The organism is Yoonia vestfoldensis SKA53 (assembly GCF_000152785.1).
In the GTDB taxonomy this organism is placed as follows: domain Bacteria; phylum Pseudomonadota; class Alphaproteobacteria; order Rhodobacterales; family Rhodobacteraceae; genus Yoonia; species Yoonia vestfoldensis_A.
Genome location: NZ_CH672414.1, coordinates 771,472 through 786,385, shown reverse-complemented (window position 1 = coordinate 786,385; position 14,914 = coordinate 771,472). Strand labels below are relative to the sequence as shown.

Below are 14,914 nucleotides of genomic sequence, written 5' to 3'. Positions count from 1 at the left end.
TTTTTGCAACGCGCAGCCTTGATCACATTCAGCGACAGGGACCTATATGGTATCTTTCATCTTGCGGCGCATCGGGATCATGGTCCTGACGGCGCTTTGCCTGACATTCATTGTGTTCTGGCTGACCAACCTTTTCCCCAATCTGGAAAAGCTGGCCAAAACCCAAGGCAATTTCCGCATGTCCGACGATGCCGTGCTGAGCTATCTGGGCAATAACGGCTATCTGCAGCCCTTGCCGGTGAAATACGGCCAATGGCTGGGCGTATTGCCGGGCTATGTGATCGCAGGCACTGACGGGCAAATGCGCGCGCGCTGCGCCACAGGCGGGCAGGACATCGTGGATGCGGCCCGTTTCTGCGGCATCTTGCAAGGCAATTGGGGCTATTCCACTGTCTTCCGCGAAGATGCAGGCAGCATCATCGCCACCCGTCTGGGCCTGACCGGCAAGCTGATGTTCTGGGTCATGCTGGTGATGGTGCCGGGTGCTTTGATCATCGGTGTGATGGCGGGGATGAACGAAGGCTCACGCACCGACCGCAGCCTGTCGACCGTGTCGATCCTGTCCACCGCGACACCGGAATATGTGTCGGGCGTCGTGTTCATCTCGGTATTCGGGACAGCGACTTTTGGGATGCAATGGTTCAAAGGCACGGCGACAGCCGCGATGGATGATGCCAATTTCGAGAATTTCTTTCTGCCGGTCCTGACCATCGCGCTTTACGGCATGGGGTACATTGCGCGAATGACACGCGCCAGCATGACCGAGGTGATGACCGCGCAATATATCCGTACCGCCCGCCTGAAAGGCGTGGCCTTTTCGCAGATCGTGCTGCGCCATGCGCTGCGCAACGCGCTGATCGCCCCTTTTACGGTGATCATGCTGCAATTCCCGTTCCTTCTGAACGGTGTCGTGATTGTCGAGACCCTGTTCAATTACAAAGGGTTCGGCTGGACGCTGGTGCAGGCGGCCAGCAACAACGACATCGAGCTGCTGCTGGGTGTCTCTATTGTTTCGGTATTCGTGGTGCTGACCACACAGCTGATTTCCGACATCGGCTATGTGTTTTTGAACCCGCGCATCCGTATTGCCTAAAGGAAGACATTGATGGACCCCTTATCATGGACCGGCGGCCTTGGCGCTTTTCTGAACCCGGCGCTGGCGATCACGGCGGCCTTGTGCGGCATCGTGCTGGTGGTCCAGACCGGCCTGCGGATGGGCAGCGCCGCTGTCACCTTGCAATCCAATCCTGATGGCACCTTGCAAGGGCGCGGCGGGGTACTGGGCGCGCTGGACACTGCGCTGATCTATCTGGTCTGGGCGTTGGTCGCGCTGCTGCTGGCCTATGTCACCGTGCCGCTGGTCATGCCCTATGGCAGTGCGGGGATCTTGGGCGAGATCACGCGCCGCCTGCTTCCGGTCTGGATCGCGCTGGTTGCGACCTTTGCGCTGTCGATCCGGTTCAAGCGGCGGCTGGGGCTTTATGGCAAGCTGTTTGACAGCACCGTGGGGATGATCGGGCTCGCGCTGGTGCTGTTCTGGGTCTATGTCGCGGTTTTCGTCGGGATTTTCGACATGATCGTGACGCATGATTATCTGCGCCAGGTGTCGGGGCTGAAAAACGCCCTGCCCGGCGTCGTGGCCCCCGATGGAACCGAAGGGGCGATCCCGCATTACTTGCTAGGCGGTGACAACCTTGCACGCGATATTTTCAGCCGTGTCATGGCAGGGTCAGTCTTTGTGATCGCTATCGCGCCGCTGGCGACGATCTTTGCCTTTATGGTTGGCATCACTTTGGGTCTGCCTGCGGGCTATTACGGCGGCAAGTTTGACACCGCGCTGTCATTTGCGGCGAACCTGATCCTGGCTTTTCCAGTGATCTTGCTGTTTTACCTGCTGGTCACGCCGGAAATCGTGCAGACCGGTATTCCGTCTTATATGGCAGCGTTCCTGTTTGCTTTTCCGCTGATCTTTATCGGCGTGCTGGTCAATACCCGCTATTACACGCAACCGGCCAAGCGCAACGCGATCATGCTGCCGGTGCTGGGTAGCCTAGGTTGGCTTTATCTGTCCGCGATCAACGCAAGCGGCACCGTGATCGACTTTTTGCCCGCATGGGCGGATTTATTCGATATTTCCGTGCTGGTGGTCTTCGTCTCGGTCGTCTTTGTCAACGCGCCCACCGTGTTCCGTATCGTGCGGGGGCTGACGCTGGATTTGCGCACGCGCGATTATGTCGCCGCCGCCCAGACCCGTGGCGAAGGGGCATGGTATATCATGCTGTGGGAAATCCTGCCCAATGCGCGCGGGCCGCTGATCGTCGATTTCTGCCTGCGGATCGGGTATACCACGATCCTGCTGGGGACATTGGGTTTCTTTGGTCTGGGCCTGTCATCCGAAAGCCCCGATTGGGGCACGACAATCAACGAAGGCCGCAAATTGCTGTTGATCTATATCCACCCTGCCCTGCCACCCGCCATGGCGCTGTTGAGCCTTGTTCTGGGGTTGAACCTGCTAGCGGATGGATTGCGCGAGGAAAGCCTGAAGGACTGACACCGTCCCGGGCCTGACCCGGGACCTCTACAATTCAGACGAGGTCCCGGGTCAAGCCCGGGACGGCACCACCGAAAGGACCAAACATTTGGCCAACCTGACCACAGCCGAACCCATCCTTGAAATCGACCGCTTGTCGATCTCTTTTTTCACCCGCCTGCGCGAGATTCCGGCGGTGATGGATTTTTCGGCAACCATCATGCCCGGTGAGGCATTGGGGTTGGTCGGCGAATCCGGTTGCGGCAAATCCACCGTGGCTTTGGGGGTGATGCAGGACCTTGGCGCCAACGGGCGCATCGTCGGCGGGTCGATCAAGTTCAAGGGCGAGGAGATGAACACCATGTCCCCCGCCCGCCTGCGCGAGATCCGCGGCAGCAAGATTGCCATGATCTATCAAGAACCGATGGCGTCCCTGAACCCCGCCATGAAGATCGGCAAGCAATTGATGGAGGTCCCGCTGATCCACGACAAGGTCAGCGAAAAAGAGGCTTACGCCCGCGCGCTGGAGGTTGTGACCGATGTCAAGCTGCCCGACCCCAAACGCATCCTGAACAGTTATCCGCACCAATTATCCGGCGGCCAGCAACAGCGCATCGTGATCGCCATGGCGCTGATGTCGAAACCGTCGCTGTTGATCCTTGATGAACCGACCACAGCGCTTGACGTGACGGTCGAAGCGGCGGTGGTGCAGCTGGTCAAGGACCTTGGCCACAAATACGGCACGTCGATGCTGTTCATCAGCCACAACCTTGGCCTCGTGCTGGAAACCTGCGACCGTATCTGCGTGATGTATTCGGGCGAGGCGGTCGAGCGGGGCAGCATCGGGGATGTGTTCGACGACATGCAGCACCCCTATACGCAGGCGCTGTTCCGGTCGATCCCGCTGCCCGGTGCCGACAAGAACGACCGCCCGCTGGTGGCGATCCCCGGTAATTTCCCGCTGCCGCATGAACGCCCCAAGGGCTGTAATTTCGGCCCGCGCTGCGATTATTTTCAACCCGGACGTTGTGATCAGGAGATGATCCCGATGGTGCGGGTTGCCGGCGACGACCGGCACCAGACACGCTGTCTGCGCAACCGCGAAATCGACTGGAACGCCCCTGTCACCGCCGCTGCGACCAAGGTCAAACATGCCCCCGGTCAGGTCGTGTTGAAGATGGAAAACCTCAAGAAATATTACGAAGTTGCTGCCAATGCCCTGTTTGGCGGCGACCGCAAGGTTGTGAAAGCCAATGAAACCCTCAGCTTTGAGGCGCGTGAGGGCGAAACGCTGGCGATCGTGGGGGAATCCGGCTGCGGCAAATCCACCTTTGCCAAGCTCTTGATGGGGTTGGAGACCGCCACCGACGGGCAGATCCTGCTCGACAACATATCCATCGGCGATGTGCCGATTGAAAAACGCAGCACCAAGAATGTGGCCGACATCCAGATGGTGTTTCAAAACCCGTTCGACACGCTGAACCCCTCGATGAGCGTGGGCCGCCAGATCATCCGCGCGCTGGAAATCTTTGGCATCGGCACCAACGATACCGAGCGCCGCGCGCGGATGCTGGAGCTGCTGGATCTGGTGAAACTGCCGCGCGCCTTTGCCGACCGGATGCCGCGCCAATTGTCCGGCGGACAAAAACAGCGCGTCGGTATCGCGCGTGCCTTTGCGGGGGATGCGCGGATCGTGGTGGCGGATGAACCGGTGTCGGCGCTGGATGTGTCGGTGCAGGCGGCGGTCACCGATCTGTTGATGGATATTCAGCGCGAACATAACACCACGCTGCTGTTCATCAGCCACGATCTGTCCATCGTGCGCTATTTGGCCGATAGGGTGATGGTGATGTATCTGGGCCATGTGGTCGAACTTGGCACCACCGATCAGGTGTTTTCGCCCCCCTATCACCCCTATACAGAGGCGCTGCTATCAGCCGTGCCGATCGCGGATACGCGCGTCACCAAAAAGCATATCGTGCTGGAAGGCGAAATTCCGTCCGCGATGAACCCGCCGCCCGGTTGCCCGTTCCAGACCCGGTGTGGCTGGAAATCACAGGTGCCGGGGGGGTTATGCGACACACAGGTCCCACCTGTGCGCCTGCTGGCCCCCGGTCACCAGATCAAATGCCATCTGGATGATGCCACCCTGGCCGCGATGGAGCCGGTGATCCAGATTGCGGCGGAATGAATGATCGCAAGCAAGCGTTAACCTTGTTGTGGCACCCCGTGTCTGTCACAAAAGCGCCAATAGAATCGAAGGAGGCACGTCATGGCCGGATCAGTCAACAAAGTCATTCTTATCGGCAATCTTGGCGCCGACCCGGAAATCCGCAGCTTTCAAAACGGCGGCAAGGTGGCGAACCTGCGCATCGCCACATCCGAGACGTGGAAAGACAAAAATACCGGTGAACGCCGCGAAAAGACCGAATGGCACACGGTTGCGCTCTTTTCCGAAGGGCTTGTGCGCGTGGCCGAGCAATATCTGAAAAAAGGCTCCAAGGTTTATATCGAGGGCAAGTTGCAGACCCGCAAATGGCAGGACCAATCGGGTGCCGACCGCTATTCCACCGAGGTTGTGGTGCAGATGGGTGGCACGCTGACCATGCTGGACGGGCGCAGCGATGGTGGCGGCAACACCGGTGGCGGCGATTACGGGTCGGGCAGCAGCGGTGGCGGCGGCGGTGGGCGTAGCAGCTATAACGACGGTGGCTATGGCGGCGGCGCGCCATCGGGCGGCAGCGATATGGATGACGAAATCCCGTTCTGATCGTTGATGCAATTTGCACCGGAAACACAGATCCTGATCCTGAATGCCGCGATCCTTGGGGTTGCCTATTTGGGGATTTTTCCGTCCTTGCGTGAAAAGACACTGGCGCGCATCATGACCGTCGATCTGGTGCTGAGCGTGCTGGCTGTCGGGGTCGCGGGCGCGCTGTTCTGGGGGCGCGGCCTGTCCTTTGACATGCTGGTGTTTTCCGCCAATTGGGCGGTTTTCAGCATTGTCACGCTGTTGATCATGGAAGCGCCGTTGTTTTATGTATTCGCCAAAAAGCACGGTATCTCTCTGACCGGCGAGGATCGCTGACGCGGCAGAGCCGCGGCCTCCGGCGGGGATATTTCTGCTTGGAAGATAGCGGCGTCAGCGGGGCGACAGCGCGTCCTGCAACAGCGCGCGCACCTTATCGCGCGGCACGTCAGAGGTGATGAACGCCTGCCCGATCCCGCGCGCCAGAATGAACCGCAGCTGGCCATCCTGCACCTTTTTATCCTGCGCCATCAAGTCCAGCAGCGCATCGGCATCGGGCAGATCGCCTTTAATATCGGCGATATCGACCTTCATCCCCATGTCGCGCAGATGCGCGCGCACGCGACTTGGGTCCTCTTGGCTGCACAGGCCCAGCCGCGCGGACAGTTCGAACGCCAGTACGCAGCCGATGGCCACGCCTTCGCCGTGCAACAGCCGGTCGGAATAGCCGGTCGCCTGTTCCAGCGCATGACAGAACGTATGGCCAAGGTTCAGCAAAGCCCGTTCGCCCTGTTCGGTTTCATCGCGCTGCACGATCCCGGCCTTCATTTCGCACGACCGCGTCACAGCGCGCACGCGCGCCGCCATATCACCCGCCGCCATGCCGGGGGCGGCCTGTTCCAGCCAGTCAAAGAAATCCGCATCCCCCAACAGCCCGTATTTCACCACTTCGCCGTAACCCGCCAGAAAATCGCGGCGCGGCAGCGTGCCTAACAGATCGGTATCAGCCAGCACCAGCGCGGGTTGGTGAAACGCACCGACAAGGTTCTTGCCATGCGGTGAATTGATGCCGGTCTTGCCACCAACCGAACTGTCTACCTGCGCCAGCAGGCTGGTCGGCATCTGCACGAAACGCACGCCGCGCCGCAGGATCGCAGCGGCAAAGCCCGCCAGATCGCCGATCACCCCGCCGCCAAAGGCGATGATGCAATCGCGCCGTTCGACTTTTTGCGCCAGCAGCCATTCGACCACGCGTTCCAGCTGCGCCCAGCATTTCGTGGCCTCGCCCGCTGGCAGCACCAGCGCATCCGATGTCAGCCCCGCTGCTGCCAGCGCGCCTTGCAGGGCTGGCAGATGCAAGCTGGCCACGTTTTCATCCGTCACGATGCAGATATGCCGCCGCCCGCCAAAGGCCGCAATATGCGCGCCCGCATCCGCGATCAGGCCGGGGCCTATATGGATGTCATAGGCCCGACCGGGCAGATCGACATGGACTTTGGTTTGCATCAGATCGTCTCCAGAAAATCGGGGCGCGTGGCCAGCAGACGCAGCGCGTCTTGCGTCGTGTCGTCGATCGAGGCGTGAATGCCCACAGGCAGCCGCAGCCCGGCCAGCGCATAGACATCACGGCGCTGGTCCAGCAAGCGTGTCAATGTTCCTTTGGGGTCAGGCGTCCGCAACAAGGGGCGCGTGTCCTTGTGCCGGACACGTTCCCACAATGTGTTCAGATCGGCATCGAGCCAGACAGCAATGGCATCGCGCGCAATCATGTCGCGGTTTTCAGCCGCCAGAAAAGCGCCGCCACCGGTCGAAATGATCTGCGCGCCGCCCGCCAACAAGCGGCGCAGCACCTCGGTTTCACGGCGGCGAAAGAACGCTTCGCCATCGCGGGCAAAGATTTCCGCGATGCTAAGCGCTGCGGCTTCTTCGATTGCGGTGTCGCTGTCCACGAATGGCACATGCAATGTCGACGCAAGCGACCGCCCAATCGCGGTCTTGCCCGACCCCATCATGCCCACCAGCACCACGGAACGCTTCAGCCGATATGCCGCCGCCGATGCCATGCCGTTCCTTTCGTGCTGTGATCGGCCATCGCCTGCCGACTTGAAAAGTTTTGTGAATGAATGGCGTGATATTGCCCGAAAGACCATATATAAACAGCGCAGAATGTGGCGCACAGACCACTTATCAGCGATGGCAGAACGGGGCGGGCAATGTGGCGGTTTTTGAAATTATTGATCTTTTTGATCATTCTTCTGGCGGTCGGATTTGTCGGCTATGCCTATATTGGCCCTGTCGTGTTCCCGTCGGATTTCGCAGCCCCGGCACAGGAGGTAACGCGCCCTGTCACGCTTGACGCAAACTAGCGCGGTTCTTGCCCTTGCGGTGCTGACGACAGGTCCGGCGGCTGCCCGCGATCCGCTGTCCTCGATCGACTGGCTGTCGCAAGAGGCCGTGAACGCGGTCAATCCCGATGAACCACCCGTCGTGCAAAGCGCGTTGCCGCCCGATATCGCGGTCATGCCGCTGGACCGGCTGTCCAAGGACCCTGTCGGCCTGTTGCCATCGGATGTCACCGGCCTGCCGCATAATATCTGGTCCGCCAGCAATGAGCAGGACATTGTCGCGCTGCTCCGTGCCGACCGGCGCGATTCGTTGCCGGCGATCGTGGCGTTCGTCAAAGTCTTGATGCAAGCGCGTGCCGACCCGCCCCTGGGTGCGGGGCCGGATGGGGCGCTGTTTCTGGCCCGCGTCGACCGGTTGGTCGAGCTGGGGGCGGTGGAACAGGCCAAGTCTCTGATCGAACTGGCAACGCCGGATACGCCGCCGGTATTTCAACGCTGGTTCGATCTGTCGCTCTTGACCGGCACCGAAGATGCGGCCTGTCGCGTGATGAACGCCAGACCCGATCTATCCCCTACGAATGCGGCGCGGATCTTTTGCCTTGCGCGCAGTGGCCAATGGCCGGTTGCGGTCCTGTCACTGAACACGCACCGCGTGCTTGGCGATATCACCTTGTCAGAGGCCGATATGCTGGCACGGTTTCTTGACCCAGAATTATTCGAAGGCGCGCCCCCGCTGGCCGCCCCGTCCAATGTCACCCCGCTGACCTTTCGCCTGTTCGAAGCCTTCGGCGAGCCCTTGATCACACGCGGCCTGCCCTTGGCCTTTGCCCATGCGGACCTGCGCGGCAACAATGCATGGAAAGCCCAACTGGAAGCCGCCGAAAGGCTGGCCCGCCACGGCGCTGTGCCAGAAAACGTGTTGCAGAATTTCTATACCGCGCGCAGGCCCGCTGCATCGGGCGGCATCTGGGACCGGGCGGCTGCCATCATCCGGCTTGATGCCGCGATCAGCGCGGGCGATCCGCAGGCGGTCTCACAACACTTGCCTGCCGCGTGGGACGCGATGAAACAGGCGCGCACCGAAGTGCCTTTTGCCAAGCTCTATAGCGCTGCCCTGCAAAATATGGAGCTGCGCGGCGAAGCTGATGACATCGCCAACCGCGCCGGGCTTTTGTCCGAGCAGTATCGCACCGTCGCCGAAAAGTTGGCCGCAGCGGGGGGCGACAGCTTTGACCCATTTCTGATCGCCATTGCATTGGGCCGCCCGCAGGACGTGCCGACAAGCGCCCCCCGCGCGCTGGCCATTCAGGCGGCATTCGCGGGTGCGCCTGCCCCGGTCGAATTGCAAAACCTTGTCGCCAACGGCAAAACCGGCGAGGCAATGCTGCGCGCCATCACCTTGTTCAACGAAGGGTTCGCAGGCGAAGCCCGGTCGCTGACCGACGCATTGGCGCTGTTCTTGCTGCTCGATCTGGATGACGTCGCGCGACGCACATCGCTGGAACTGATGATCCTGGACCGCGCGACGTGACGCAAGGCCCCGGCAATATGGCACGCTGGGTGCAGACCTTTTTGCAAGCCCAAGCCGCCGAGCTGGACGCAGCCACCAACACCCAGCTGGCCTATGCGCGCGACCTGCAGGGCTTTGCCGAATGGCTGGCCAGCCGCGGCCTGCATTTCATGCAGGTGACGCAGGACCAGATCGAAAGCTATCTGATTGATTGCGCGGCCGATGGTCTGGCCAAATCCACCCGCGCGCGCCGGTTGTCGGCGATCAAGCAATTGTTCCGCTTTGCCTATGACGAAGGCTGGCGCGCCGACAATCCTGCCTTGCAAATCAAAGGCCCGGGTCGCGCCCAACGCCTGCCCAAAACTCTGGATCTGGCCGAGGTGGACCGCCTGCTTGATGCCGCCCGTGCCAGCCCGCGGGACGGGTTACGCAATGGCTGCCTGATGGAACTGCTTTATGCGACGGGGATGCGGGTGAGCGAATTGGTCAGCCTGCCGGTTTCCGCGGCGCGCGGCGATCCCCGGATGCTGCTGGTGCGCGGCAAAGGCGGCAAGGAACGGCTGGTGCCGCTGTCGCCGCCTGCCCGCGCCGCCATGGCCGCATGGCTGGCCGCACGTGATGCCGCCCAAGAGGTCGCGCAAAAGGCGGGCAAGCCTGCGTCGAAATTCCTGTTTCCATCGCATGGCAAGGCGGGCCATCTGACGCGCCACGCCTTTTTCGGACTGATCAAGGGCTTTGCCGTAACGGCGGGCCTGTCGCCGGAACGGGTGACGCCGCATGTGCTGCGCCATGCTTTTGCCACCCATTTACTGGCGGGGGGCGCTGATCTGCGGTCGATCCAGACCATGCTGGGCCATGCCGATATCGCTACGACCGAGATTTACACCCATGTGCTGGACCAGCGCCTGACTGATCTTGTTTTGCAACACCATCCGCTTGCCAAGCCGACCAAGTCTTGAAGCGGCGGCTTGCGCAGGCAATATAGGGCTGAACCATCTGAAAGCGTGAAATGGAACCCTCGACACTCGACGCAACTTTCTGGGCCACGGCAGCGGCCATTGTTGTTTTGCTTATCCTGTCCGGCTTTTTCTCCGGCTCTGAAACCGCACTCACCGCCGCGTCACGCGGCAAGCTGCGATCCGCCGCCGACAAAGGGTCCAAGGGTGCGCAACGCGCGCTGAAGGTGACCGAGGATAACGAACGTCTGATCGGGTCGGTCCTTTTGGGCAATAACGTCGTCAACATTCTGGCGACATCGCTGGCGACCGCGATCCTGACCAAGGTCTTTGGCCAGAACGGTGTTGCCGCCGCCACGCTGATCATGACGCTGCTGGTGCTGATCTTTGCCGAAGTGCTGCCCAAGACGTTTGCCATCACCAACCCTGAAAAGGTCGCCTCGGCCGTGGCGCGCCCGATCGGCGTGATCGTGCTGGTCTTTGCGCCTGCCGTGACCGCAGTGCGGTTTTTGGTGCGCGGTGTTCTGTATTTATTTGGCGTGCGCACAGATCCTGATAGCAACATCCTTGCCGTGCGCGAGGAAATCGCCGGCGCCTTGCATCTGGGCCATGCCGAAGGCTGGGTCGAGAAAGAAGACCGCGACCGGATTCTGGGCGCACTGGACCTGAACGAACGCACCGTGGAAGAGGTCATGTTGCACCGCTCTGGCATCGAAATGGTCGATGCTGCTCTGCCCGCGCAAGATATTCTCGCGCAGATCTTGCAAAGCCAGCATACCCGTCTGCCGCTCTATCGGGACAACCCCGAAAACATCGTCGGCGTGATCCACGCCAAGGATCTGTTGCGCGCGATGCATAAATTGCTCAGCGGTGGCGAAGTGGACGGACAGGGTCTGGCGGTCTTTGACGTGATGAAAGTTGCGATGCCGCCCTATTTCGTCCCCGAAACGACGACGCTGGGCGACCAGATGCGCAATTTCCTCAAGCGCAAAACGCATTTCGCGCTGGTGGTTGATGAATATGGCGGCCTAGAGGGCTTGATCACGCTCGAAGACATTCTCGAGGAAATCGTAGGCGAAATCGCGGATGAATTCGACGAATACGAACCCGACCAGATCGCGGCAACGGCGGATGGTGCTTATATCGTCGATGGCGGCATCACGATCCGCGATCTCAATCGCGCACATGACTGGCAATTGCCCGACGACGAGGCCAACACCGTTGCGGGTCTGGTGATCCACGAGGCACAGATGATCCCCGTGGTCGGACAGGTGTTTTCCTTTCACGGCTTTCGTTTCGAAGTGCTGACCAAAGAAGAAAACCGGCTGGCTACGTTGAAGATCCGCAAGCTTTAGACAAACAGACCGTGGTGCGCGGCCTGTCGCATTTTGTGGTCGGTAAAATACATTGTTAACTTTTACCTGCCATAGAGGATCGGCAAGCTCAGGTTTCTGGTCTTGCTCTTCTCCCTGTTAGACTGGCCGCGCCTTCGGGTGCGGCCATTTTTCATCCCCCCCCTGCAAATCAAGCACCATGTAAAAGCGTCGGATTAGCTGTTGACGGCGACATGCCCATTGCGTAGCGTATGTCCAATTCGTCGGCCAAGTCCGACAGGGAGAAAAAATAAAGGGTCCGGCAACGGGCCCTTTTTTCATGCGGTGGTATCGCGTGGTGGCGCTGGCGGAACCCCGCCACTGATGCGGTTTTTGTCCCTGACACGCCCCGCGCGCCATGATAGATCGCGACAAAACAGAACAGGATCATTCCCATGCGCAGGACCACCACCGCCCTTACCCTTGTTGCCTTGCTGGCCATCGGCACGCAGGCCACGGCGCAGGATGATACCACCGCCCCAGCCGCCGCAGATGCGCTTGATCTGGGCGAACCGGTCGGCCCGCAGGTGGGCGAGGTTTATGTCGCCGACACCCAGGGCGATTGGCAGGTCCGCTGTATTCGCGCGCCCGAAGGGCAGGATGACCGCTGCAATCTTTACCAGCTGCTGACCAATGCCGAAGGCGCGCCCGTGGCAGAATTCAACCTGTTCCGCCTGCCCGAAGGCGGTCAGGCCGTGGCAGGGGCAAATGTCGTCGCTCCACTTGAGACCCTATTGACCCAGCAATTGACGCTGTCGGTCGATGCAGGCGAACCGCGCCGCTATCCGTTCAGCTTTTGCAATGATGCCGGCTGTGTCGCGCGGATCGGCCTGACCCAGACCGATATTGATGCGTTCAAAACCGGATCAACCGCCACGTTGCGCCTTGTGCCGGCTGCAACACCGGACGAGGAATTCTTGCTGAGCATGTCGCTGGCAGGCTTTACCGCCGGTTTCGACACGCTGGCCGTGATCCCCTAAGCGAACCGGCGCAGCGCGATCACCGCGTTCAGCCCGCCAAAGGCAAAGGCATTGGACAGCGCGACGTCGATTGTGGCGTCGCGCGCCACATTTGGCACCACATCCAGCGCACATTCGGGATCGGGTTCTTCGTAACCGATGGTCGGCGCAATCACCCCGTCGCGCAGCGCCATGATACAGGCCAGCAGTTCGACCGCACCTGTCCCGCCGATCAGATGCCCGTGCATGGATTTGGTGGATGATATCATCAGCTTGTCGGCATGCGCGCCAAACACATCGGCAACAGCGGCACATTCGGTCTTGTCATTGGCCGCGGTGCCGGTGCCATGCGCATTGATATAGCCCACCGCATCCAGCGGCACGCCCGCATCCCTGACCGCCCCCGCAATGGCGCGCGCCGCCCCTTGTTTGCTGGGCATCACGATGTCGGATGCATCCGATGTCATCGCAAAACCGATCACTTCGCACAGGATATCAGCACCGCGCGCGCGGGCGTGATCATAATCCTCGAATACGAAAACACCCGCACCTTCGCCCTGCACCATGCCGTTGCGCGTGGCTGAAAACGGACGGCACCCGTCCTTGGACATCACGCGCAACCCTTCCCAGGCCTTGATCCCGCCGAAACACAGCATCGCCTCTGACCCGCCGGTCACCATGACCTTGGTCATACCGCAGCGGATCATGTTGAACGCCTGCCCCATCGCATGGTTGGATGACGCACAGGCCGTGGCCACGGTAAAGGTCGGCCCCCGCAGGTTCCATTCCATCGACACATGGCTGGCGGCGGCATTGTTCATCAGCTTGGGCACGATGAACGGATGCACGCGGTTTTTGCCTTCTTCGTAAACAGCGCGGTAATTTTCGTCCTGCGTATTCAGCCCGCCACCCGAAGTGCCAAAGATCACGCCAGATTGGTCAGCCAAGGCGCCGGTGAATTTCAGGCCCGATTGGCCCACCGCTTGGCGAGCCGCGAGCAAGGTAAATTGCGTGAACCGGTCATAAAGCGCGATCTGCTGGCGGTTGAAATGGTCTGTTTCGGCATAGCCCTTGATCTGCCCACCGATCTGGATCGCCAGCCGTTCCACATCGGGAATGTCCAGCGGGCCGATGCCGCAGCGCCCTTCGCGCATCGCGGCAAAGGTGGACGGCACATCGCCGCCAATCGGGTTGATCGTCCCTGCGCCGGTAATGACGACCCGCGCCATCAGCCTGCCTGGTCTGTTTGCAATTGTTTGACCGCCGCGATGATCGCCCCCACCGAGGAGATGTCAAAATCGCTGGCGGTTGGGTCATTGGCGTTGAACGGGACCGTGATGTCGAACCCTTCCTCGATCGCAAAGATACATTCGACCAAACCCAGAGAATCGATCCCCAGATCGGCAAGCGAGGCATCCAGCGTCACATCTCCGGGTTCCAGCATGGCCTGTTCGGCGATGATGGCGATGATCCGGTCATCGGTCGTCATGGGGTGAACTCCGTTTCTGGCTGTCGCTGCTCATTTAGGCAATGTCGCGCGTCAATGAAACAACTTATTGACGTGTTGCAATGTCGCGTAACAGCCTGGGCAGGCGGCGCAGCGCCTTGTAGCTGTCGATATGCAGCTGCATTTTCGTCGCCGGATAGCCCATCATCACGCGCCCTGCCGGCACATGTGACAGCACCACGGACCCGCCGCCCAGCACCACATCATTGCCGATCTTCAGGTTGTCCGCGATGCCCGCCTTGCCGCCGACGACAACACGGTCACCAATCACGGTAGAGCCAGCAACCCCCGCCTGCGCGCAGAGCAGACAATGCGCGCCCACGATCACGTTATGCCCGATCTGCACAAGGTTATCGACCTTGGTACCCTGCCCGACCTGTGTGGCACGGATTGTTCCCGCATCCACGGTAGAGCTTGCACCGATCTCGACATCATCCCCGATCAGCACGCCGCCCAGCGAATGAATCCGGTGCCATGTCGGGTCATCGGGGGCCTGCAAAGCTGCGTCGCCCAGCGTTTCGCGGGCGATTTCGACATTCGATGGCTCTGCGGTGACAAAGGAAAACCCGTCGCCGCCGATCACCACATTGGGTTGCAGGATCACCCTGTCGCCCAAGCGCACGCCGGCCTGCAACCGCACGCCGGCATATATCCGGCAACCAGCCCCGATCACCACACCGGGCGCGATACTGACCTGATCGGCAATCCACGTCCCTGCCCCGATCACCGCACCCGCACCCACGACACAAAACGCGCCGATGCTGGCATCCGCCGCAACCATCGCTGTCGGATCGACCAGCGCCTGCGCGCTGATCCCTGTCTGTGCAGGTGTCTGGTCCATCAATTGTGTCAAACGCGCCATCGCCAACCGCGCGCGCGGCGCGATGATCGCGGCTTGCAGGCCAAGCGCCTGCCAATCCGCATCTGGCCAGACAATCGCAGCGCGCGCAGCCCCTGTTTGCAAGGCCGCGCCATAGGCTGGCGT

The 14,914-nt window shown here is 60.8% G+C and carries 15 protein-coding genes; 10 read left to right on the top strand and 5 right to left on the bottom strand.

Annotated elements, in window-relative coordinates; all coding sequences use genetic code 11:
- Positions 1–46 precede the first annotated feature (46 nt).
- From SKA53_RS03920 to SKA53_RS03900, 5 genes are all read left to right on the top strand, one after another.
- Positions 47–1,093 carry an ABC transporter permease gene (locus tag SKA53_RS03920; RefSeq protein ID WP_007204757.1) on the top strand — a complete coding sequence of 349 codons (1,047 nt, stop codon included), beginning with the start codon at positions 47–49 and terminating at the stop codon, positions 1,091–1,093.
- A 12-nt stretch (positions 1,094–1,105) separates the two neighbouring features.
- A complete protein-coding gene (locus tag SKA53_RS03915) occupies positions 1,106–2,551 on the top strand; it encodes an ABC transporter permease (RefSeq protein ID WP_007204756.1) in 1,446 nt (481 codons plus the stop codon).
- 88 nt (positions 2,552–2,639) lie between these two features.
- Positions 2,640–4,721, top strand: a complete 2,082-nt coding sequence (locus SKA53_RS03910; RefSeq protein ID WP_007204755.1) for a dipeptide ABC transporter ATP-binding protein — start codon at positions 2,640–2,642, stop codon at positions 4,719–4,721.
- Positions 4,722–4,802: 81 nt separating this feature from the next.
- Positions 4,803–5,300, top strand: a complete 498-nt coding sequence (ssb, locus tag SKA53_RS03905) for a single-stranded DNA-binding protein (RefSeq protein WP_007204754.1) — start codon at positions 4,803–4,805, stop codon at positions 5,298–5,300.
- Positions 5,301–5,306: 6 nt separating this feature from the next.
- Positions 5,307–5,618, top strand: coding sequence for a hypothetical protein (locus tag SKA53_RS03900; protein ID WP_007204753.1), 312 nt, complete (start codon positions 5,307–5,309; stop codon positions 5,616–5,618).
- Positions 5,619–5,672: 54 nt separating this feature from the next.
- On the opposite strand, the gene aroB is transcribed toward SKA53_RS03900, so the two are convergent.
- Entirely contained in the window at positions 5,673–6,785 is a 1,113-nt protein-coding gene (aroB, locus tag SKA53_RS03895; RefSeq protein WP_007204752.1) for a 3-dehydroquinate synthase, read from the bottom strand.
- Positions 6,785–7,342 carry a shikimate kinase gene (locus tag SKA53_RS03890; protein WP_007204751.1) on the bottom strand — a complete coding sequence of 186 codons (558 nt, stop codon included), beginning with the start codon at positions 7,340–7,342 and terminating at the stop codon, positions 6,785–6,787. The genes aroB and SKA53_RS03890 overlap by 1 nt, the downstream gene beginning before the upstream one ends.
- A gap of 162 nt (positions 7,343–7,504) precedes the next feature.
- Here SKA53_RS03890 and SKA53_RS15645 point away from each other — a divergent pair, with 162 nt between their 5' ends.
- From SKA53_RS15645 to SKA53_RS03865, 5 genes are all read left to right on the top strand, one after another.
- Positions 7,505–7,645 carry a hypothetical protein gene (locus SKA53_RS15645; protein ID WP_207327978.1) on the top strand — a complete coding sequence of 47 codons (141 nt, stop codon included), beginning with the start codon at positions 7,505–7,507 and terminating at the stop codon, positions 7,643–7,645.
- Complete coding sequence (locus SKA53_RS03885; RefSeq protein WP_007204749.1) at positions 7,632–9,155, top strand: hypothetical protein; 1,524 nt, start codon at positions 7,632–7,634, stop codon at positions 9,153–9,155. Before SKA53_RS15645 ends, SKA53_RS03885 begins: the two co-directional genes overlap by 14 nt.
- 17 nt (positions 9,156–9,172) lie before the next feature.
- A complete protein-coding gene (locus tag SKA53_RS03880; RefSeq protein WP_007204748.1) occupies positions 9,173–10,093 on the top strand; it encodes a site-specific tyrosine recombinase XerD in 921 nt (306 codons plus the stop codon).
- A gap of 50 nt (positions 10,094–10,143) precedes the next feature.
- Positions 10,144–11,445, top strand: coding sequence for an HlyC/CorC family transporter (locus tag SKA53_RS03875; RefSeq protein WP_007204747.1), 1,302 nt, complete (start codon positions 10,144–10,146; stop codon positions 11,443–11,445).
- A gap of 413 nt (positions 11,446–11,858) precedes the next feature.
- Complete coding sequence (locus SKA53_RS03865; RefSeq protein WP_007204746.1) at positions 11,859–12,443, top strand: invasion associated locus B family protein; 585 nt, start codon at positions 11,859–11,861, stop codon at positions 12,441–12,443.
- On the opposite strand, the gene SKA53_RS03860 is transcribed toward SKA53_RS03865, so the two are convergent.
- The 3 genes from SKA53_RS03860 to SKA53_RS03850 form a co-directional block, all read right to left on the bottom strand.
- Entirely contained in the window at positions 12,440–13,651 is a 1,212-nt protein-coding gene (locus SKA53_RS03860) for a beta-ketoacyl-[acyl-carrier-protein] synthase family protein (protein ID WP_007204745.1), read from the bottom strand. The two genes, SKA53_RS03865 and SKA53_RS03860, sit on opposite strands and share 4 nt — an antisense overlap.
- On the bottom strand, positions 13,651–13,911 hold the full coding sequence (locus SKA53_RS03855) for an acyl carrier protein (protein ID WP_007204744.1): 261 nt from the start codon (positions 13,909–13,911) through the stop codon (positions 13,651–13,653). Before SKA53_RS03855 ends, SKA53_RS03860 begins: the two co-directional genes overlap by 1 nt.
- Before the next feature lie 64 nt (positions 13,912–13,975).
- On the bottom strand, positions 13,976–14,914 hold a 939-nt coding region (locus tag SKA53_RS03850; RefSeq protein WP_007204743.1), incomplete at its 5' end, for a UDP-3-O-(3-hydroxymyristoyl)glucosamine N-acyltransferase.